Origin of the sequence: Gemmata sp. SH-PL17 (genome assembly GCF_001610855.1) — a bacterium.
Classification (GTDB): Bacteria; Planctomycetota; Planctomycetia; order Gemmatales; family Gemmataceae; genus Gemmata; species Gemmata massiliana.
On record NZ_CP011271.1, the window covers coordinates 7,080,804 to 7,102,344 of the forward strand.

Here is a 21,541-nt window from a genome sequence, read left to right on the forward strand (position 1 = left end):
ACGGTCATGAGGATTCTTCCGATTATGCAACGAATGAGCAATAAGCCGAGAAATCCATAAAGGACGATTCCGCCGCGTCCGATACCGATCAAGGAACCATTTCCGACCACGCGGGCCGGGCCATGCACACTGCGACCGACCGAGCCGCTTCGCGGCGAACCGCCCTTCAGTGCGAATCACTCGAAGAGCGGTCGCTGCTTTCGACCGCCGCGCTCGCGGCCGGTGCGCTGACGATCACCGGGACCGACGGCAACGACCGTATCCGCGTGGTGAACGAGGGGGGCACCCTTCGCGTGTTCGACGGCACCACGAACATCGGTGACTTCGCCTCGTCCTCGGTGACGAGCATCGCGGTGAACGGCGGCGCGGGGAACGACTCGATCATAATTTCCCCGAAGGTGTCGCAGCCGGCGACGATCAACAGCGGCGACGGCACGAACAAGCTCATTGCCGGTGGAGGGGCCGCTACCCTTACGGCCGGAGCCGGGCGCGACGTGTTATTCGGCGGGACCGGGGTGAACACCTTCAACGGTGCCGGCGGGCAGAACGATCTCTTCAAGGTGAAGCCGACCGACGTTGTGCAGCCGAACGCGGGGGACCGACTACTCGGCTCGCTCCCGGTCGGGACGACCGTCTCCACGCCGCAAGAAACGATGACCGCGTCCGAAGTGGACGCGCTGCTCAAGCGGGCCGCCGCCGCGTCCGCCAGTTCGGACGCGATCATCGTCATCACGGACCGGAACGGTCAGATCCTCGGGGTCCGGGTCGAGAGCGGGGTCGCGGCGGAGATCACCAGTAACGTGAACAACTTGGTGTTCGCGATCGACGGCGCGTATGCGAAAGCGCTCACGGGGGCGTACTTCGCCAACAACCAGGGGCCGCTTACCTCGCGCACCGTCCAGTTCATCAGCCAGTCCACCATCACCGAGCGCGAGGTGAACTCGAACCCGAACATCACCGACCCGAACTCGACCGTGCGCGGGCCGGGGTTCGTCTCGCCGGTCGGCAGTAAGGGTCACTTCCCGCCGGGCGTGGCGAACACGCCGCAAGTCGACTTGTTCCAGATCGAGCACACGAACCGCGACGGCACGTTCCACGTCGGCGTCGACGGGATCAAGGGCACCGCGGACGACGTGCGACTGGAGCAGCGGTTCAACATCGACCCGACCTACGTCCCCGCCGGTCAGGATCTCACCTCGCCGGACTCCTACGGGTTCCAGAGCGGGCTGCTTACCGGCGCCCAGTCCCGCGGGATCGCGACCCTGCCCGGCGGCATCCCGATTTACAAGAACGGGCAGGTGGTCGGCGGCATCGGCGTGTTCTTCCCCGGGAAGACCGGGTACGCGACCGAGGAGAACTCGTCGCTCAGCGCCACGTTCGACCCGACGAAAGCGGACCGAACGCTGGAAGCCGAGTGGATCGCGTTCGCCGCGGTGGGCGGAACCCGCGCGAGCGTGGACGGCACGCCCACCATGCCGGTGGACGACCTCGGCGGTGTCGCGCTGCCGACCGGCTTCGGGCTCCCGACCGGGCGCCTCGACCTCGTCGGCATCCAGCTCGATGTGTTCGGTAAGGGCGGTGCGATCGAGGGCGGAAAGCAACTGCAAAACGTTGCCAACCTGGTGGGCCGCGGGAGCGCGAACGACGGCACCAACCAGATCGTGAACGCGGGCGCCGACGGCATCGCCAACACCGCCGACGATATCACGCTCCGCGGCGGAAAAGCGGTCCCGGAAGGGTGGCTGGTGACCCCGCACGACGGCGACGGGATCACCGCCGACGAAGTGACGGCGATCATCGCCAACTCGATCCAGCAGGCGAACCAGACCCGCGCCGCGATCCGGGTGCCGCTCGGTACGCGGGCCAAGTTCGTGTTCGCGGTGTCCGACCGCCAGGGCAACGTCGTCGGCCTGTTCCGCCAGCCGGACGCGACCGTGTTCTCCATCGACGTGGCCGTGGCGAAGTCGCGCAACGTGGCCTACTACGCGAACCCGACGCAGCTCCAGTTGATCGACCAGGTCCAGGGGCTGCCAACGGGAGCGGCACTCACGAACCGCACGTTCCGGTACCTCGGCGAACCGCGGTTCCCGGAAGGTATCGACGCCGCCCCGCCGGGACCGTTCTCGCAGCTCAACGACGACCCGAACGGTACGAACCGATTTACCGGTTTGTTGACCGGGGCCGCGTTGCCGGCGTCGGCGTACCAGAGCGTGGTCGGGCACGACTCCTTCAACCCCGGCACCAACTTCCACAGCCCGTTCAACGTCCTCAACCAGAACGGGATCGTGTTCTTCCCCGGGAGTTCGCCGCTGTACCGATCGGGCATCCTACAGGGCGGGTTCGGGGTCAGCGGCGACGGCGTCGACCAGGACGACGTCACGACCGTGGCCGGGCAGACCGGCTTCGAGGCGCCGAACCCGATTCGGGCGGACCAGTTCCTCGTAAACGGGGTCCGATTGCCGTACCAAAAATTCAACCGCAACCCGGAGGGGTGAGCGAGCCGATAAGTTGGGGTGACGCCGAAAGCGCGGGGGCGAAGTCGCTCCTTGCGCCCCCGCGTTCTTTCCCCCAAGCTACCGGTGCCCCTCATGCGGCGTTTACTAGCCCTCGTGGGCGTTACATCTTTCGTATTTTCCGCGCCCTCACGGGCCGACGACCGCCCGCTCCTTCAGCGGATCGCGGAACGCACGCCGGCCCCGCTCGTGAACATCGAGCACTCTGCGGCGCGTGCCGGTTATCCGCTGAACGTGAAACGGCACGCGATTCCCAGCGTCACGCGATTCGACCAGGGCGGGTACGTCGGCGGCGGGTCGCTGCGCAACAACAGTCTCATCGCACGCGGCCCCGGTTCCGCAACCGGGCCGACTCAAGACGGTACATACGGAACGGACTTCGGCGGGTTCCGCGCCCACTTGGGTCGCGTGTTCCTCGCGTCGTCGAACGACCTGTCGCGCGGGCGCCCGGCGTACCTCGCGTACCGCACCGACGGCCCGCGCGTCCTGGATGTGTTTGCTCTCCGGCCGCTCCGCAAGGCCGTTTTGGAACGGCGCGAAGACGCCGAGGAAATGCACCACGGGAAAGAAGAACACGGCGCCGGTGGCCACGGAGCTGAAGGCCACGGACCAGAAGGCGGCGAAAAGAAAGGCGAGCATTGAGCGGGGAAAGAAGAACCTCTCCCCAACCCCTCCCCTAAAAAGAGAGGGGCTTAAAACCAGTCTGAGGTTGTCTTTGTATTTGCTCTACTCCCCCCTTCCTTCTTAGGGAAGGGGCCGGGGGATTCGGTTCTTCACCCCCGAGCGAACGGCACGTCCCACTCCGGGAGCTTCTCCTGCAATTCGGCCGCGCTGTTCGCACGAAGCGTGACGTGTCCGACTTTGCGGCCCGGGCGCGCGGACTTGCCGTAAAGATGTAGGTGAGCGTCCGGGTTCGCGAGCACCGCTGCGGTCGGCAGCGAGTCGCCGATGAAGTTGTACATCGCGGAGAACCCGACCGCGTCCGCGCGGCCGAGCGGCAACCCGCACACCGCGCGAACGTGGTTCTCGAACTGACTCGTCAGCGCGCCTTCAATGGTCCAGTGCCCGGAGTTGTGAACCCGCGGGGCCATCTCGTTCGCGAGCAATCTGGGTCCGTCCTGGAACCACTCGATCGTCAGCACGCCGACGTAATTCAGTTCGGTGAGCACGCGGGCCGCGAACTCGGCCGCGCGCTCGGTTAGTTCCTCGCCTAGGTCCGGCGCGGGCGCGATCGACCGGTGCAAGATGCCGTCGATGTGAACGTTTTCGATCAGCGGGTACGTGACGATCTGCCCGTCGCGCCCGCGCACCGCGACCAGCGACAACTCTCGATCGAACTTCACGAACCCTTCGAGAATGAGGGGCCGGCCGCCCAATTTCTGCCACGCCGCATTCGCCTCGTCCGGCGTGCGGATCACCGCCTGCCCCTTCCCGTCGTAGCCGAAGCGCCGGGTTTTCAGAACGGCGGGCAGGCCGATCTCCGCGACCGCGCGGTGAAAATCGGCCTCGTCCTCGATCGCTGCGAAGGGCGGTGTGGGAATGCCAAGCGACTGGAAGAACTGTTTCTCCGCGAGCCGCTCTTGCGACACTTCAAGCGCACGGGCCGGGGGGAACACTGGCACGCGCTCGGCGAGCCAACGGGCGGATTCGACCGGCACGTTCTCGAACTCGAACGTCACCACGTCGGACGCTTGAGCCAGTTTGTAGAGCGCCTGGAGGTCGTCGAACTCACCGGCGATGTGCTCGCACACCTGCCCCGCAGAGGAACCGGTCCCCGGTTCCAGAACGGTCGACCGAATATCGAGCGGATACCCCGCCAACGCGATCATCCGCCCGAGTTGTCCGCCACCGATAATGCCGAGTCTCATAGTTGGTAGTTCACCCGTCAGCGATCTGGCTTCGCCCCAGCGGAATCCGCTTCTCCTTCTTCTTATGAACGCGGGCGCCTAACCTGCGCACTGTGCCCGTGTTCTACCCGCCGCTCGGTTGCACGCGGGGGTTGGGGTTGTCGAGCACTTCTTGCGTGCGCGCGGCGCGGAAATGTTTGAGCGCATCGCGGATGCTCGGCGTTTTCAGTGCCAGAATCGCAGCGGCAAAGAGCGCCGCGTTGATCGCGCCGGCCTTGCCAATAGCCAGCGTGCCGACAGGGATACCAGCGGGCATCTGCACGATCGAGAGCAGCGAATCGACGCCGCGCAACACGGCCGACTCGACCGGCACCCCGAGCACCGGCAGCACGGTCTTCGCGGCACACATACCGGGCAGGTGCGCCGCACCTCCAGCCCCCGCGATGATGACCTCGATCCCGCGCCCCTCCGCGCTCTCCGCGTAGTCGAACAGTTTGTCCGGCGTGCGGTGGGCCGACACGATTTCCACCTCGTGCGGGATCTTGAGCTCCTTCAGCACGTCGGCCGCGTGCTGCATCGTGGTCCAGTCCGAGCGCGACCCCATGATGACCCCCACGCGCGGGGGCAGGGTCGCGGTGGACGGCGAGTTGGGGGTCGGGCGTTCATCGGTCATAGCGTCGCCTCCGAATTGTGACTTGTATATGTGGCGACTTCGCGATTGTATCGCCCCCGCGCGTTCCGGGAAGCGTTGGGGTTGCGTTGCCGGCGCGGCGCGGTATATCGCCGGCTCCCAAACAGACAGATGAGGCGAGTCATGCGCGGGTTCACACTCCGGGCGGTACCGGTGTATTTCGTGGCGTTCGCGTGCGGGTGCTTCGGGAAACAGGACGTGCAGCGCACGGACGGCCCGCCGCCCTCCCCGACGCACGCCTACTGGAAGCAAGCGAACGAGATCCTCGCGCGGAAGCCCGAGGCAGAGACCATGCCGGCCTACGTAGCTCTCGTGCGCATACAAACCGACGCGCTCCGCGAGCTGCCCACCGACGGCGTGGACGCGGAACTTATTTCGGCAGTGGCGAGCGTAATTAAGTGCGAAGAAGACGTTCTGCGCCGGGCGGAGATGGTCGACAACAACCCGGCGCGCCTGAAGGAATCGAAAGAGTTGGCGATGGGGTTCGCAAACGCGAACCGGGTCGCGACCGAGTCGAAGAAACGGCTGAAAGCACTCCAACCGGCGCTCAACACGCGACACGGCGGCGGGTTCGCGCCGATGATTTAGTCGGTACCCGATCTCGCCCGCCAGTCGCCCGGCGCCTCGCTCTAGTACATCGCGGGTTACTACCTCACGTCCGTGCGAGCAGGATTGCAACCTCGCCTTGGTCAGCGAGTGGATTAAGATATGCTTTACGCGCCCAGGAGTGACACATTGTTCCAGGTCTGGAAGTTGTGGGCCAACAGAATCGCCAGTTTCTCTCGATGTTTGGTCGGCAGATCCGCGAGGCACCCGTCGATGGCACTCTGGAACCTCTTGAAGTCCTGATGGTGCCGACTGTTGAGCACGTCCTTCTTCACGAACTTCCACAGGCGCTCGATCAAGTTCAGGTTCGGCGAGTACGACGGCAGGAACAGCAGCTCGATCCCCAACTGCTTGGCCGCGTCCTGCACCAACACGCACCGCTGATACCGGGCGTTGTCCAGCACCAACGTGACGGGCACCGAGCCCGCCCGGCGCGCGATCGTGTGAAGCAACGCGCACACCGACGTGGCGGTGATGTACGTCGTGTTGATCTCCGTCACCAGTTCGTGCGTGACCGCGTTCAGCGCGCCCAGCACGTTGTACCGCTGCCGACCACTTGCCGCGCGCACGTGCAACCGCACGAAGCACCACACCCAACCCAGGAACGACGCCAATACGAAGTGCGACGCATCCACGAAGTACACCGACCGCTTACCGCTCCGCGCCTCCGCCAACTTCGGTTCCAGGTCCGCCTTTTAAAAAGTCCGCCTGCGCTCGGGCGTGTTCCTCGATCGTCTTCTTGGGCGGGACCGGGATCGGTGCCACCTTCAAGCACTTCATCCCCAGGTCGTCCTTGAGGAATTTGCGCACCCGCGACACTTTTCGTCGGACGCCCGTCAGCTCCTCGATCCGCCGCGCCGCCTCGTGAGCCGTGTGAGGCGGGTGCTTGCGGAACTCCTGTTCGATCGTTGCCGCGTGTGGCGTCAGGGCACTGGGTTGTCCCTTCCACCCGAACGACCGAATCCCATCGAGGCCCTTCGCCGCGAAGATGTGCAAGGTCCGCTGAACCGTGGACCGGGACACGTTGGCGAGTTCGGCGATGCGCCCGTGCGACTCGTTCTTGCTCTTGAGCCACAGGATCTCCATGCGCTCCTGAACGCGCGGGTCCGGGTGCCCGTACCGATCGCGCACAATCGCTTCGACAACCGACTCGGGGAACGAGTACGTGGGACGCATGGAGCCTCTCCCGGTAACGGATTACGGTGAGCACCGATCTTCCGCTACAGCACCAGGCTCCTCAAGGATAAATTGTGTCACTCCAGGGTACGCTGAGAATAGCAAGGTGCCGGGCACCAATTCGCGCCCGGTTCAGTACGCCGAAATCCCATTTCCCCGTACCCCGATCTCGCACCACTCACTGGACCTCGCCCATGTCGTTTCGGTATCTCCCAGCAACCGGCGCCCGACTAGCCGTCGCCGTCGTTCTTCTCGCCGCGCCCCACAGCGCTCGCGCGGCCGAAGAACTACCATCGGTCATTCGTTCGGCGGGGAGCGGGCCGTGGTCGGCCACCGCGACCTGGGAAGGTGGGCGGGTTCCGGGCGCGGACGCTCGCGTCCAGATCCGGACCGGGCACCGCGTGGTCTACGACGCGAAATCCGGTGTTGTGATCCGGTCCATTAACGTCGCCGGCACCCTGACCTTCGACCCGGACCGCGACACCCGCCTCGACGTCGGCCTGATCCTGATCCGAGCGGGGGAAACGTATTCCGAGTCCGGATTCGACTGCGAGTCCCACGCCCGCAAGCCCGACCCGGAGGTCGAGCGCCCCGTACTGGAGGTGGGCGCCCCGAACCGGCCCATCGGGGCGAAGCGCACCGCCCTGATCCGGTTGCACGACGTCGGACTGGACGGCGAGTCCACCCCGGCGATTGTCTGTTGCGGCGGGCGCATGGACTTCCACGGCACCCCGCTGGCGCGGACCTGGGTGCGCCTCGGGTCCGCGGCAGACAAAGAGGACCGCTTCATCACCCTCACCGAAGCGGTCCCCGACTGGCGCGTCGGGGACCGGATCATCATCACCGCCGCGCGGTGGGCCGAATCCGGGCCGAAGCACACGGAAGAGCGCGTCATTACAAAAAACGATGGAAAGAGGCTCGACCTCAATAGCGAGCTCGAGTACGAGCACCTGGGGGAGACGAAGTACCGCTCGGTGGTCGCCAACCTCAGCCGTAACGTGGTCGTCGAATCCGCGGAGCCCAAGCACGCTCGGGGGCACACCATGTACCACCGCCACTCGACCGGGGCGATCAGTTACGCCGAGTTCCGGCACCTGGGCAAGCAGGGCGTGCTCGGCCGGTACAGCCTGCACTACCACCTGTGCGGCGACACCATGCGCGGGAGCTACGTCCTCGGGGCCTCGATCCACGACAGCCACAACCGGTTCCTCACCATTCACGGCACCAGCTACCTCGTGGTCCGTGATTGTGTCGGGTACCGGAGCGTGGGCCACGGGTTCTTCATGGAGGACGGTACCGAGGTCCACAACGTGTTGGACCACAACCTCGCCGCCGGGGTTTCGAGGGGCCGCGCCCTGCCCAAGCAGACGCTACCCAGCGACGGCAACGATGGAGCCGGGTTCTGGTGGGCCAACAGCCGCAACACGTGGACCCGTAACGTGTCGGCGGACACGTACCACGGGTACCATTTTCACCCGATGGCCCGGGACTGGTTCAAGGCCCCGGTGTTCGAGGTGCCGCAACCCGACGGTACCCGCCGCACGGAGGATCTGCGCCGGATACCGTTCGTCCGCTTCGAGGGGAACGAGGCCCACGGCGCAGACGCACAAGGAATCCGAATGGAGTGGTCCAGTGTTTCGGCCGACGTAGCGGAGATGGTCGGGCCGGACCCGCGGAACCCGTTTCTCATCCGCGACCTACGAATCTGGGGGTCTTGTACGGGAACCTGGTCGCGGCTGCCGGTCTTACGGACCGAGAATCTGCGGATTGATAAGGTCATGGACGGCGACGAGGATCCCACGACCGAAATGGGCTCCAAGGAGAAAATCCTCGATCAGCAGGCCCCCACGACGGTCATCACACACGTGAACCGTGCCGGCGCCCGTATCGTGGTACAGGGAACAACCGCGGACAACGGGATCGTGCGGCGCGTGGTCGTGAACAACAAAGAAGCGCGCTCGGTGAGAAACAATTTCGCCGAATGGGAAGTCACGCTGGACGGCGTACCCAAGGGATTGTTGCGCTTGAAGGCGCACGCGGAGGACGAATCGAAGAACATTGAGGTTCGCCCGCACGTCGTCATCGTCGAATAGGCGCACAGGTGCCACGGTCGAGCGCACGGTACGGCTCGGTTGAGAATCGTGCTGTTGAACTACGCCGGGCGCGCCGATGGCACGCTCACGCGCGGGTAAAAATCGAATCGCTCAGTGTGCCCGTGCTGTCCGCGAACGATTCCTGTTCGATGGCCAGCGCACGCAGAATGCTGAGGTACATGTTGGACATGCGGGCGTCGTCCTTCTTCCAGTGCGTACCGTGCTTGAGGCCCATCTTCGACCCGCCGGCCACGAGCGTCGGCAGGTTCTTGGGAGTGTGCGTCGTGCTCGCACCGCTGCCGTACAGCACGATGGTGTTGTCCAGCACGGTACCGTCGCGGTCCTGATACTTCGCCAACCGGCCCAGGAAGTGCGCGAGCTGCTGGCTGAGGAACAGGTCGTACTTCGCGAACGCCAGTTGCCCCGCCTTGTCCCCGGCGTGCGAGAGCGTGTGGTGCGTGTGACCCAGCCCGAGCTTGATCGGGAACGTGTCGCTGATGCCCATCCCGTCCTCGCGGTTGAGCATGAACACCACCGAGCGGGTGATGTCCGCATCGAACGCGAGCGCGATCAGGTCGAACATCACGCGGTAGTAGTCAGCCGGGGCGCTCTCGTTCGTGGCGTCCAGTTTCAGGTGCGCGTGGTCCTGCTTCTTGAGCGGCACGTCGACCCATTTCTCCGCCGCGATCAGCCGCGATTCCAGTTCGTTGAGCGACGTGAGGTACTGGTCCATCCGCTCGCGGTCGGACTTGCCGAGTTGTTTGTCGAGGGTCTTGGCGCTCGCGGAAACCGCGTCCACCAGCTTGATCTGTTTTTGAAGCTTTTCGCGCTCCGCGTTCATCGAGTCGCGGTCGCCGCGGAAGAGCCGGTTAAAGACGCGGCGCGGGTTGTTCTCCGCCGGGATCGGGCGCCCCTCGAGGCTGTACGCGATCGTACCCGTGCGCGAGAGGAACCCGGTGCCCGCGTCGATCGACAGCACCAGCGAGGGCTGGCGGCAGTGCTTCTTCGTGTGCTGCGCGACCACCTGGTCGAGGCTGGCCGTGTTGTACGTGCCCGGCTTCGGGTTGTGCAGCGGCGCACCGGTGAGCCACATGTCCGAGCACACGTGCGGGTCCGCCTTGGGACCGCTCGGGTGGTGCAGCCCGCCCAAGAAGCTGACGTTCTTGCGGAACGGGGCCAGCGGTTCGGTCGATTTGCCGAACACGAACGCGCCGTTCTTCTCGGCGGTCGGGAACCAGCTCCACTCGTCGATCCCGTGCGTCTTCTGCGGCAGCGACATGCCGTTCGCGGTGTAAATCGCACAGAACCGGCGGGGCGCTTGTGCAGTAACATCGGCGCCCATCGCGTCGAGTACCGGCAGTGCGAGCGCAGCCCCGCCGATCCCACGAAGAAACGCGCGACGGTCCAGTTGCGGTGCGGTGGGCATGGCTCGTGTCCGAGGGAGGCGGGTGGGGCGGGGTTACTTTTCGAGGAACATCTTGCTGGTCACGATGTAGCGGATCATATCCTGCATTCGGTACCCGGTGGCCTTCAATCTTAACGCATCTTTGCGCAGGAACTCAAGCTCGCCGTATGTCAGGTTGCGGCCGGTCGCGTAGATCGCCAGGTGCTTCAAAACGCTGAACGCGACCTGATCCACGCGGTCGTCCGCGAGGTACTTCCGCAACCCGGCGAAATCCGCGATCTCGGTCTTGTCCGGCAGCGTCGAGCGCGCGTCCACTTTGGTCGTCTTGAAACGCCCGGCGGCGTCGAACTCCTCGAACGGCACGCCCCACGGATCGACCTTCGAGTGGCACTGCGCACAACCGGGCTGGTTACGGTGTCGTTCGAGGCGCTCCCGGAGGGAAGCGGATTTCGTGTCTTCCTTCAGCGCGGGGACGTTCGGCGGCGGATCGTCCGGCGGTTCGGCCACGATCTTGCGGGCAAGCCACGCGCCGCGCTTCACCGGGTTCGACTCGCGCCCGTCGGACAGCCCGGCGAGGATCGCCGGTTGCGTAAGTAGCCCGCCCAGGTCAGGTCGGCCGTGGCGAATCGGCGCAAACCGGAACCCGCTCTCGGTCCGGTCCCCGAGTCCGTAGTAGTTCGCCACTACCTCGTTCGCGAGCACGAAATCGGACGCGACCAAGTTCCGCGCCGGTAGGTTGTTTCGGAGTAGGTACTCGAAGAACCGCACGGGTTCTTCGGCCAGTTCCCGACGAGTATCACGAGTGAGCTTCGGGAACCGCTTGCGGTCCGGCTCGAGGACGGCGAACTTATCGAGCGCCAACCACTGTGAAGCGAACGCACCCGTAAATTGACGGAACCGCGGATCGGCGATCATCCGCGCGACTTCTGCGTCCAGTGTCTTTGGTAGCGTGCCATTCGCGGCCGACTTCAGAAGTGCGGCGTCAGGGGGACCGTTCCACAGGAAGTACGAGAGCTTCGACGCCAGCTCGTAGCTGTCCAGTGGTTCGGCTTCGGGCGTGCGGCTCGTTTCGATCAGGAACAGGAACTGCGGAGAAACCAACACAGCCTGAAGCGCGTCCTTCACTGCGTCTCGGAAGCGTGCGCCGCTTTTGGTGGCTTTCTCGTACACCGAGATAAACGCTCTTTCCTCTTCCGCGGTCACCGGGCGGCGGAACGCGCGTGTCGCGAAGTCGCGAATCACCTGTCGCGCGGATTCGGGCATCTGATCGTCGTTCGGGAAGATGCTCCGGTGCGACTCGGGCGGCCACGTGTCGTACAGCGGCCCCTCGAACTCCACGGCGCGGATCAGCAACCGCGGCATATCGCGCCCGTCGGTGTACTCGCTCCGTACCCCGATTTCGCGAACGCCGGCGAGGTAGTTGACGTTGTCCTTCTCCACGTTCGGGTCCGGGTAGTTCTGAATCGCTCCTTCAAACACGAACTTGGTGAGCTTCGTGTCGCGGACCGCGTGCGGTTCGCCGACGGGCGCGAGCGTGCTGCCACAATCGCGCCGGAACCCCAGGTGAACGCCGAGTTGCGGGGACCGCTTCTCGAACGTCTCGAACCGCTTCGCCAACTCGTTGTCCGCGTCCAGTGGGGTGAACGCGACCCGCTCCGGTACCGCTCCCTTCACACCAACCATGAGCGCCCCGGCCGGCAGGCGCACCGCGAGGAACGCGGATTGACCGGGCGTGCCGGTGAAGTGGCGCGCACCCAGGGTGAGCGTGAGTTCGGCGGGCTTGGCGGCCTTCGTCGTGAACACATCGACCTGATAAATGCCGGCACGCGGAACGGTCACGGTTTGGGGCGCTTTCAGATCGCGTATCGAGACGGTTTCGTTCGTCTCAGCGGGCTTCGTGCCCGCGTCGAGCAACAACCCGTCGTCGTACTTCGCGGCCAGAACCGTCACGCGGAATCGCCCGTGTTCTGGAAGTTCCCGCAGCGCGATCTTGAAGTTGGCCTTCGGCCCGTAGGTGCTGTCCTGGCCGAAGATTTCCGAACTCGGGATCGCGGGTCGGAGCAGTAACCCTTGCGGCACCGTGCTGTACGCGCGGCCCTTCGGGTACCCGTGGCTGCCGCGCATGCACGCGAACACCGAGTGATAGATGCTGTCGTATTCGCGCCACCCACGGACCGTGTCGTTCCCCTGGTAACCCTCGATGAAGCGGTACTTCGTCTGCATCAGGAACGGTTCGTAAGCGAACGGCTTGTTCGGCTTGAGTTGCTCCACCGTGAAATCGCGCTTGTCCAGGAGCAAGCTGTCCGCGCCGAGGATCAGCTCATCGGCGATCGGCTTCGCGTTGATCCCCGCGCCGAGGTCCACGCGGAAGTTCTGGACCACCGGTTCCGCCTTCGGGTCGACGATGCTGCGGGTCAGCGCCTGGTCCGCGATGTCGAAGTACGCCTCCAGAAGCAGCGGGGAGATCTGGAGCGTTTCCTGATTGTTCACGAAGCCGTCCCGCGAAACCGCGTCCGGCGGCAGCACCTCTGCGAGGTTGTCTTCGAGCAGGAGCAGTTCGCGGAGCGTGTTGCGGTACTGCGCGACCGTGAGTCGGCGCACGCTGCCGTTCTTCGGCGTCGGGCGCAGCCGGGCGACTTTCAGCGCCTGTTCCGCCCATTCGACCACCTTCTTGCGCTCGTCGGCGGTCGGCTGTTTGGCGTCTTCTGGCGGCATCGCGCCGCCCTTCGTCTGCCCCAGGACGTGTTCCCACAGTTTGAGGTGACGGTCTTCCAACTTCGCGTCGAGGTGATCGACGCGGACGCCAGAAGTCTGCTTGTCCGCGTTGTGGCAGCGGGCGCAATACTGCTTGAGGAACGGCTTCACGTCGCGGTCGAACGCGGTTTCGAGCGGGTCGGCGGCCCGGACCGGCGCCGCCGCGCACAGCAGCGCGAGTACGGCGAACGGAAGTCGGAAGGAGATCATGAAGCGCTCGGGGCGGCGGGTAACGTGCGACTCGGCGGGAGTTCCGTCCCTGAAGAAGCTACCCGCGTGGGAGAGAAATCGCAATACACTTCACCCCATTTGAGCGACCTGTTGGAATGATTCCGCGATAGGTTACCCCTTCTTGGGAGTGGGTTTCTTCTTCACGGCGGCGCTCTTTTTCACGGGTTTCTTCACAGTCTTCTTCGTGGTCTTTTTCGCGGTCGGCTTTTTCGGAGTGCTCGAAGCAGTTGGGGGCACCGGGGCGCTGCCGATCTCGATACCGAAGATGGCTCCCAGATCGCCCGCAGCAATCACGGGGGCGGTGCCCTTCCCCGCGAGCGGAGCAGCGGGGACCGCCTGTTCGATCAGCTCCATGTGGTCCACGCATCGGAGCATAAATAGCAACTCTGGCGCGGAATCGAGGCGGTTCCCGACCCCGTACATCGTCGCGGCGACGTGCTTGCACATGCCCGCGTAGTCCGGGCAACTGCACTGCATCTTGATCTCGTTCGGCTTCGGAAACAGCCCCTTCTCCCGGTCCGTGACCAACTCCATCACCGCTTTCGACAGCTTGCCCTGTAGCAGCTCCACGAGCGTACCGATCTTGCCCGCGCACTGCTTTTTCAGCGCCTCCCACTTCGCCCGCGGTAGGGTCGTGATGTCGACCTCGACCTCGTACAGTTCCGATCCGCTCACCAGAGCCTTGATGCGGCCCTTCTCGATCTTCAGGTCCACGACCGAGCCGTTGCGGACGTAGCTCCGGCCGCGCGGCAAGCGGTTGGCGAAGTCGCTGTAGCTTTCCAGGTTCGTACACCAGGCCTTCCCCCAAAACGTCGAGGCAATGGCCTTGCCTTGAACGTTCACGGGGGCAACGGCCTGCCCCTTTTTCGTCCGCTTGGCGACTTCCTTCGCGGCCTGCGCGCGGCGCTGGGCCACCGGGACGTAAGGTTTGAAGCCGTACCAGCTCATATGTGGCCTCCCAAACGGTTCACATCAGCCGTCGGTGGCTTGATGCAAGTCCAGTTTCACGAATTTTAGCAGCGTATCATTGTCCATTTCGGTCAACAAGACTTCCCCGCCGTCGCTCCCGCCGAGGGCCTCGTCCGCGACCTGACTCTTTCGGGCGATCATCTCGTCGATCCGCTCTTCGACCGTCCCCCGGCAGACGAACTTGTGAACCAGCACGTTCTTCTTCTGGCCGATCCGGAAGGCGCGGTCGGTGGCCTGGTTCTCGATAGCCGGGTTCCACCAACGATCGAAATGGATCACGTGCGCAGCCGCCGTCAGGTTCAGGCCGGTGCCGCCCGCCTTCAGCGACAGTACGAAGAACGGCGGGCCGTCTTCGCTCTGGAACTGGTCGACGAATTCCTTCCGCTTTTTAACGCTCGTTCCCCCGTGGAGAATCAATCCGGGCCGGCCGAAGATCGTGGCGAGAAATTCCGCCAGCGGCTCCGCGATCTCCCGGAATTGCGTGAAGACGAGGGCCTTCTCCTGCCGGGCCGCGATCTCTTCAGCGATCTCCGCCAGCCGGCGGAACTTGCCGCTCCGGTCGACCGCGTAATCGCCCGTGCCGGCCACCTGAGCGGGGTGGTTGCAAATCTGCTTCAGCCGCATCAGTTGTGCCAAAACAATACCGCGGCGCCGAAGCCCGTCTGCGCCCTCCAGTTGTCGTGCGAGTTCCTCGACCGTGTGCTGGTAAAGGGCCGCCTGGTGCTTGCTCAGCGCACAGTACGCTTTTACTTCCGTCTTGTCTGGCAGGTCGGAGATCACGCGCTTGTCGGTCTTCAGGCGCCGGAGGACGTAGGGCCGTACCAGGTTCCGCAGCGGCTCGAACGAGGGCGTTGAGGCACCTTGCAATCGCTTGACGAACGAACCGAACTGCTTGGCCGTTCCCAGCAGACCGGGATTCAAGAAATCAAAGAGCGACCAGAGGTCCGAGAGGCGATTCTCGACGGGCGTGCCGGTCACTGCGATCCGGCTGTCGGCCGCCAACTCCTTCGCCGCGCGGGTCTGCTTCGTGCCGGAGTTCTTGATCGCCTGGGCCTCGTCGAGAACGACCAACCGCCAGTGGTGCTGCGTCACCCAGTCCTGGCGCACGAGCATCCCGTAAGTGGTCACGATCAGGTCGAACGAGTCGGCGGTGTCGGAGCTTATTTCACCAGTGGCACTCACTTCCGACGGGTGCGCCACCGCGAAGGAGAGCGACGGCGCGAACTTCGCCAGTTCCGATTTCCAGTTCGCGATGAGCGACGCGGGCACGACCAGGAGGCTCGCCTTATTCCGCTCGTCGCGCTTCAGATCGAGCAGTAGCGAGATCACCTGGATCGTTTTGCCGAGGCCCATATCGTCGGCCAGGCACACCCCCAATCCCAGGCGGGCGGCGAAGCGCAGCCAGCCGTAACCGGTCCGCTGGTACGGTCGGAGCTCCGCTTTCAAGCCGGGCGGGGCCGCTTCGCGCTGAGTGTCCGGGGCGCGCAGATTTTCGAGCACCGCATCCAGCCCCGGCCCGGCAGCCAGACCGGTCCACTCGCGAGTCGCCTCCGGGAGTTCTTCGCCCTCCCCTCCCAGGACGTTCGCCCCGGAAAGAAGACGCATGCCCTCGAAGAACGAAAGCCCCTCGCGGCGCACGTCCCGCTCGACTTCCTTCCAGTGCTTCAACGCCTCTTGCAATTTCTCCCGATCCACCTCGACCCATTTTCCTTTTAGCGGAACCAGCCCCCCACTGGATTCGAGCAACTGGGCGATCTCGTCCGGTGCGAGTGTTTCCCCGTCGAGGCTCACGCCAACAGAGAATTGCAGCATGGCATCGACGTTGATGCCGGCGGTATTTTTCGAGTCGATCTTCACGCTGACGCGGGGTCGGGGTGGCTTCTGGGCGTGCCACCAGTCCGGCACCCGCACAATTAGCCCACTCGACTCGAAGAGGGGGATCGCCCGGAGGAACTCGTATGCCTCGCGCGGCGACCATGCGAGGGGCGAGTAAATTTCCCCGGAATCGACGAGGCGCTGAACCAGTTCCGAGGACTCGGCCGCCCGGGAAACCGGCAGCAACAGGTTCAGCATTGCCGCGCGGTTCCGCTCCCCGGCGTACTGCTGGAGCGCCCGACCCAGTGGCTCGTGTCGCACCTTGCCCTGCGGCGTCAGACCGTTGGCGAACGTCGCCAGGAACGCGAACGGGTAGTCCGGGTTCTGCTTGTTCTCGGCGAGGTGGAACGTAACGCGACCGACGAACCGCCAGTGTGGATTGCGCTCCCGCAAGTAACCGGACGCGCCGCCCGAATGCTTTGCGATCTCGCCTCGAACCAGTGAATCGAGATCGCGCCACCATGCCGCCAGGACTTCCGGCGTCAGGTACTCCAACCCGGTCATGGGCGGAGCTTGGAGGACGGCCCGGTCCAGGTCGGCCGTGGGTGGTGGGATCTCAGGAACAGGTTCGCCCGATTCCGCGGTGGTAGCCTTGCAGAGAGTGGTCAGGTAGAGTCGGGCGATCGAGCGTGCGAACTCGAAAGAGGGCGGCAGCACCGCATCCGCCGCTTCGCTCGCAGAATAAAGCATTCCTCGAGCCGCGCTCGCGTGATAGGCCTCAAGTAGCCCCTTCGAGGACTCTTGTTTGGAAGCATCGAGCGGCTCCTCGCGGACGAGGAGCCGCCCTTGCGGTGTGATCGTCAGATCGTGCATCTTGCCGCTACTCGCGACGTTCGGACAGGGATCGGCACGGGCGCCATTCCATTCTATCGCAAAGAACCGCACCGCCGCGCCACGCGGTTCGCATAATGGGTATTGAGCGACCTCTCCGCTCGGCTGCACTTCGTGATTGAGGAAATCTCGTGGATCACCGATCGTTACCGGCCCTCTGTGCCGCGTTCTTTGTCGCCGCGCTCCCGGTGAGAGCGGCCGACCCGCCGACCATTTCGCCCGAGCGGATCAAGGCCGACGTTACGTACCTCGCGAGCGACCGGCTCGAAGGGCGCGCCCCGGGCACACGCGGCGAGGAACTCGCGACCGACCACATCGCCGGCGAGTTCAAGAAAGCGGGTCTCAAACCGATCGGCGCGGCCGGTGCGTACCTCCAGCCCGTTCCGCTCGTCCGCGTCGCCACGAGTCCGAAGTCCACGCTCCGCGCGACGAAGGGGAACGAGGCGTTCGACATCCTCTGCGACGAGGAGTTCAGCGGCACGAGCCAAACGCAAACGGAACTCGAACAGTTCGACGCCGAGGTCGTTTTTGTCGGGCACGGGATCACCGCTCCCGAGTTCGACTGGGACGACTACAAGGGCGTCGACGTGAAGGGAAAGGTCGTCGTCCTGTTCACGAACGAACCGCCCTCGGATGACCCGAAGTTCTTCGGCGGTAAGGCGCTCACTTACTACGGGCGCTGGACGTTCAAATTCGAGGAGGCCGCGCGCCGCGGGGCCAAGGCGTGTTTCATCATCCACACGAACGAAACGGCCGGGTACCCGTACTCCGTCGTCCGCCCGCTCGACGGCGCCCAACTCAAGCGCGACCCGAACCAACCGGCGCTCGCGTTCGCCGGCTGGCTCTCGCGCAAGGCCGGTGAGAAGCTCCTCGGCCTATCCGGGAAGACGGTGGACGAGGCGCTCAAAGCCGCCGACACGAAGGGGTTCAAAGCGTTCTCGCTGGGCGCCAACCTGAAGGGGAACATCTCGACCACGGTCGAAAAGGTCGTGAGCAACAACGTCGCCGGCATGGTCGAGGGGAGCGACCCGGTACTCAAATCCGAAGTCGTCGTCTTCACCGCGCACTGGGATCACCTGGGCGTGGGCCGCGCGGTCGTCGGCGATTCGATCTACAACGGCGCCGCGGACAACGCCACGGGGTGCGCGCTGCTGATCGAACTCGCTCGTGCATGGGCGGCTCAAAACCCGAAGCCGAAGCGGTCCGCGATCTTCCTCGCTGTGACGGCAGAGGAGAAGGGGCTGCTCGGGTCAAAATACTACGCACAGAACCCGATCGTGCCGCTCGGGAAGACGGCTCTGAATCTCAACTTCGACATGATTTTGCCGCTCGGCGTGCCGGAATCGGTTTCTGTTACCGGGGCCGATCGAACAACCGCATGGCCGACTGTCAAATCCGCGGCGGAGAAGACCAAACTCGAAATCGAACCCGATCAGCGTGCGCATCTGGGGGTGTTCTACCGCTCGGACCACTTCTCAATGGCCCGCGCGGGGGTGCCCGCGTTCTCCATCGGGGCCGGGATGAAGATTAAAGGGAAGCCCGCGGACTTCGCCCGCAAAGCGGCGCAGGAGTTCAACGACAAGGCGTACCACTCCCCGCAGGACGAAGTGCGCCCCGATTGGGACTTCTCCGGGTTCGTGACGCTGGCCGATTTCGCGCTCGGCATCGCCCGCGACGTCGCCAACGCCGACCGGTTGCCGACGTGGAACCCCGGCGACGAGTTCCGCCCGGCACGAGAGAAGAGTGGGGTGAAGTGATCGGCTTGATGGTTTTCTGTAGCCGGCCTCTGCGAGGCCGGGATGTCCTCTGTTTGTGGCTCACCGACCTCGCAGAGGCCGGCTACAGAAAGCGAGTCATCGGCACAACTTGGCATCATGTCTTGCGCCGGTAGTGCGATGTCATGAAGCGGTGCCACGTCCCATCCTCGGTCTGGACCTGCGCAGAGAGGATACGGTGATCGGGTGATACGATCTCGATGGAGTCCTTGTACTTGGCGGTCTTGTTCGGATCGGTGAAGCTCGGTCCCTCCGTGTCCAGCACCAGCACCTTCTCGGCCGCGTCCAGTTGGCCGTCGTAGACCCACTGGTTGGTCATCATCGACCCAATACACGTGCCGACGAAGCGCTTTTTGGCCGGGTCGTAACCGACCGTGATAATCATGAGCGCCGGCCCGCCGTCGGGCATCTGCCAACGGTTCTCGCATTGAATCCATACGCCCCCGATCGACCGCACCGTCTCGACCCCGGTGGACTTCATCGGCGGTTGGTCCGGTCCCATGAGCGCTTCGGTCTCGCAGGTCCACTCACCGACGAGTTGCTCCAGCCACTTGTGCTCTTTCTGTGGTTCAACGTACATGGCAATCTCCTTGGGTTGAGCGAAGTGGGGAAGGTACGCCTGCCGGAACCGAAACGCGATGTCAGCTGTGCGGTTCCGGCGCCGTGAGGTGCGCGCAAGGCCCACTGTGTAACTTCGTTCGATTGACATCCGGGGCCGACCTGTGATAATTCCTTGGTCCAAACGCGGTTCAAGGGTGCGCGATGCTCGTCCGGGTGCTTCTCACTGTGCTGATGCTGGTAGGGTCGATGCCCTTCCGTGTCTGCACGTGTGCAGCGAGCACCCCGGTCCCCGCACCCACGGAACCGCCGGCGCCCGCTCCGCGTGTCGTGGCCAAGGCGTGTCGCTGCAGTCACCATCTACCCGCCAAGAACCAGCAAAGTGTTCGTGTGCGGGCCACTGATGTCGACCATCACACGTGTGGTAAAACGGAACCCGATCGGCACGCGAGCGACTGCCCGGCCGCAAACGCGAACCCGATCGCACGCGACATCGCTCCGCCACTCGCGCCCGACGCTCCCGTCGATGTTAGTGCTGTTGCCGCCACAATTTGGCTAGGCATCGCCTCGGGCCGAGACCCAACAGCCGTGTTCTCGACTGAACAATTTCCTGTCCCGAGCGTTCCGCTCTACATCTCATTCCGCTCTCTGCGGAACTAGCCCCTTCGATTTGTGACCTTGCGGCGCAGATGTTCCGCGCCGTTGGTCGTCGCATTTTCCCATTCATCACCCAAAGCATTCGCCCACAGACCCGCACGTTAGGGAGGGTCGGTCCGATGAGGCTCCGTCCACTGGTCACTCCGACCATCACCGTGGTCGTTCTGGGAACGATCGGCGCGGTCGGTTATCGCACGCACGAGAAGTGGGTGCCGATCGTGTTCCCGAGTAAAACCGCGTCGCCCGAAAACGGAGCACACGACGAGGGCGGACACGATCACGCGGGGCACGACCACGGCAACCGCACCGATCGAGTGAAGCTCTCCCCACAGGCCCAGAAGAACCTCGGGCTCGACGTGGATACGCTCACGCCGGAAGACTACTGGCGCAAGCTCCTCATCCCCGGCGTGGTGGTGGACCGGCCCGGCGAGAGCGACCGCAGCGTGACCTCGAAAGTGGCCGGGGTGGTGATCGATATCAAGGCACGACCGGGCGACACGGTTCGAGCCGGTGCTCCGCTCTTTACTCTGCAACTCGCAAGTGAGTTCATTCAGGCCGCACAGACGGACCTCGCGAAGACGGCCCGGGAAATCGAGTTCGCGATCACCAAACGGGACCGCGTGGCCAACCTCGTGAAGCAGGGGACGCAACCGGGAGCCGCACTGACCGAGGAAGAGAACCAGATCAAGCGACTCACGGTCCAGTTGCAGGCGTACCGGCGCCAGCTCCAGGTATTCGGCCTCACGTCGGAACAGGTGACCCGGGTTGAGAAGGGCGAGGTCATCACCGAGCTGGTGATCGCCGCCCCGGACCGGCTCCCGGTTCCCGTGCCTACTTCGACCAACTCCCCCTCCCCCGCTCCGCAGGTCACGCTTTACGAGGTTCAGGATCTGAAGGTGAGCCTGGGCGATCAGGTGCAGGTCGGTCAGATCCTGTGCCAACTGGCCAATCACCAACAGCTCTTCGTTGAGGGGCGGGCGTTCAAGTCCGAGGCCGGGGCACTAGCCTTCGCCGCGGAGAAGAGAGTACCTGTTCGTATCGAGTTCGCCGACGAAGCAACTGGCGAGTGGCCGGAACTAGAGCCGCGCACCATCCACCACCTGTCGAACCAGGTGGACACGGCCACGCGCACGTTTGCCTTCTACCTGCCGCTGGAGAACCAACCGCGCACCTTCGAGCGCGACGGCAAAACGCACTTCGTCTGGCGGTTCCGACCCGGTCAGCGGGTGCGGATCAAGTTACCGGTAGAACGGTTCGTAGTGTTGGCCCCGAACGGTAAGTCCGAGGTGCTACCGTTCGTGCTTCCCGCAGGCGCGGTAGTGCGGGAGGGGCCGGAGGCGTTCGTGTTCGTTCAGACCGGCGACGTGTTCGTCCGCAAGCCCGTGCGGGTGCTGCACGAGAACCGTACTGAGACCGTGATCGCCAACGACGGCAGCGTGACCGAGGTCGACTTCGTCGTGAAGAACCAGGCCGCGGCCATCAACCGCGCGCTGAAGGCCGCAGCCGCTGGGGGCGAGGGCGGGCACGGGCACGACCACGCGGGCCACAGCCACTAACCGG

General features: G+C 64.5%; 15 protein-coding genes. 6 read left to right on the forward strand and 9 right to left on the reverse strand.

What is annotated here, in order from left to right; all coding sequences use genetic code 11:
• Positions 1 to 122 precede the first annotated feature (122 nt).
• Both VT84_RS29250 and VT84_RS29255 read left to right on the forward strand, forming a co-directional pair.
• A complete protein-coding gene (locus VT84_RS29250) occupies positions 123 to 2,495 on the forward strand; it encodes a heme-binding protein (protein WP_082841987.1) in 2,373 nt (790 codons plus the stop codon).
• 93 nt (positions 2,496 to 2,588) lie between these two features.
• Positions 2,589 to 3,155 carry a hypothetical protein gene (locus VT84_RS29255; RefSeq protein WP_082841988.1) on the forward strand — a complete coding sequence of 189 codons (567 nt, stop codon included), beginning with the start codon at positions 2,589 to 2,591 and terminating at the stop codon, positions 3,153 to 3,155.
• Positions 3,156 to 3,286: 131 nt separating this feature from the next.
• On the opposite strand, the gene VT84_RS29260 is transcribed toward VT84_RS29255, so the two are convergent.
• Together VT84_RS29260 and purE are read right to left on the reverse strand one after the other, a co-directional pair.
• Positions 3,287 to 4,381 (reverse strand): 5-(carboxyamino)imidazole ribonucleotide synthase, encoded by a 1,095-nt coding sequence (locus tag VT84_RS29260; protein WP_052556516.1) that lies wholly within the window; start codon positions 4,379 to 4,381, stop codon positions 3,287 to 3,289.
• Positions 4,382 to 4,484: 103 nt separating this feature from the next.
• Complete coding sequence (gene purE / locus VT84_RS29265) at positions 4,485 to 5,033, reverse strand: 5-(carboxyamino)imidazole ribonucleotide mutase (RefSeq protein WP_052556518.1); 549 nt, start codon at positions 5,031 to 5,033, stop codon at positions 4,485 to 4,487.
• Positions 5,034 to 5,174: 141 nt separating this feature from the next.
• On the opposite strand from purE, the gene VT84_RS29270 reads away from it, so the two are divergent.
• Positions 5,175 to 5,639, forward strand: a complete 465-nt coding sequence (locus VT84_RS29270; protein ID WP_052556520.1) for a hypothetical protein — start codon at positions 5,175 to 5,177, stop codon at positions 5,637 to 5,639.
• Between the two features lie 125 nt (positions 5,640 to 5,764).
• On the opposite strand, the gene VT84_RS42525 is transcribed toward VT84_RS29270, so the two are convergent.
• Positions 5,765 to 6,331, reverse strand: coding sequence for an IS630 family transposase (locus tag VT84_RS42525; protein WP_410000371.1), 567 nt, complete (start codon positions 6,329 to 6,331; stop codon positions 5,765 to 5,767).
• Positions 6,309 to 6,833: a helix-turn-helix domain-containing protein gene (locus VT84_RS42530; RefSeq protein WP_052552795.1), complete on the reverse strand. Its 525-nt coding sequence runs from the start codon at positions 6,831 to 6,833 to the stop codon at positions 6,309 to 6,311. Before VT84_RS42530 ends, VT84_RS42525 begins: the two co-directional genes overlap by 23 nt.
• 194 nt (positions 6,834 to 7,027) lie before the next feature.
• On the opposite strand from VT84_RS42530, the gene VT84_RS29280 reads away from it, so the two are divergent.
• Complete coding sequence (locus tag VT84_RS29280) at positions 7,028 to 8,926, forward strand: G8 domain-containing protein (RefSeq protein WP_052556522.1); 1,899 nt, start codon at positions 7,028 to 7,030, stop codon at positions 8,924 to 8,926.
• Between the two features lie 85 nt (positions 8,927 to 9,011).
• On the opposite strand, the gene VT84_RS29285 is transcribed toward VT84_RS29280, so the two are convergent.
• The 4 genes from VT84_RS29285 to VT84_RS29300 form a co-directional block, all read right to left on the reverse strand.
• The gene (locus VT84_RS29285; RefSeq protein ID WP_082841989.1) at positions 9,012 to 10,352 is read right to left on the reverse strand and encodes a DUF1552 domain-containing protein; all 1,341 of its coding nucleotides are present in this window, start codon (positions 10,350 to 10,352) and stop codon (positions 9,012 to 9,014) included.
• A 33-nt stretch (positions 10,353 to 10,385) separates the two neighbouring features.
• The gene (locus VT84_RS29290; protein ID WP_082841990.1) at positions 10,386 to 13,295 is read right to left on the reverse strand and encodes a DUF1592 domain-containing protein; all 2,910 of its coding nucleotides are present in this window, start codon (positions 13,293 to 13,295) and stop codon (positions 10,386 to 10,388) included.
• Between the two features lie 132 nt (positions 13,296 to 13,427).
• Complete coding sequence (locus VT84_RS29295; RefSeq protein ID WP_082841991.1) at positions 13,428 to 14,264, reverse strand: SWIM zinc finger family protein; 837 nt, start codon at positions 14,262 to 14,264, stop codon at positions 13,428 to 13,430.
• A 24-nt stretch (positions 14,265 to 14,288) separates the two neighbouring features.
• The gene (locus VT84_RS29300; protein ID WP_082841992.1) at positions 14,289 to 16,973 is read right to left on the reverse strand and encodes a DEAD/DEAH box helicase; all 2,685 of its coding nucleotides are present in this window, start codon (positions 16,971 to 16,973) and stop codon (positions 14,289 to 14,291) included.
• A 149-nt stretch (positions 16,974 to 17,122) separates the two neighbouring features.
• On the opposite strand from VT84_RS29300, the gene VT84_RS29305 reads away from it, so the two are divergent.
• Complete coding sequence (locus tag VT84_RS29305; protein WP_082841993.1) at positions 17,123 to 18,748, forward strand: M20/M25/M40 family metallo-hydrolase; 1,626 nt, start codon at positions 17,123 to 17,125, stop codon at positions 18,746 to 18,748.
• 115 nt (positions 18,749 to 18,863) lie between these two features.
• On the opposite strand, the gene VT84_RS29310 is transcribed toward VT84_RS29305, so the two are convergent.
• Positions 18,864 to 19,346 (reverse strand): DUF1579 domain-containing protein, encoded by a 483-nt coding sequence (locus tag VT84_RS29310; protein WP_082841994.1) that lies wholly within the window; start codon positions 19,344 to 19,346, stop codon positions 18,864 to 18,866.
• A 754-nt stretch (positions 19,347 to 20,100) separates the two neighbouring features.
• On the opposite strand from VT84_RS29310, the gene VT84_RS29315 reads away from it, so the two are divergent.
• Positions 20,101 to 21,537 carry an efflux RND transporter periplasmic adaptor subunit gene (locus VT84_RS29315; protein ID WP_162271882.1) on the forward strand — a complete coding sequence of 479 codons (1,437 nt, stop codon included), beginning with the start codon at positions 20,101 to 20,103 and terminating at the stop codon, positions 21,535 to 21,537.
• Positions 21,538 to 21,541 lie beyond the last annotated feature (4 nt).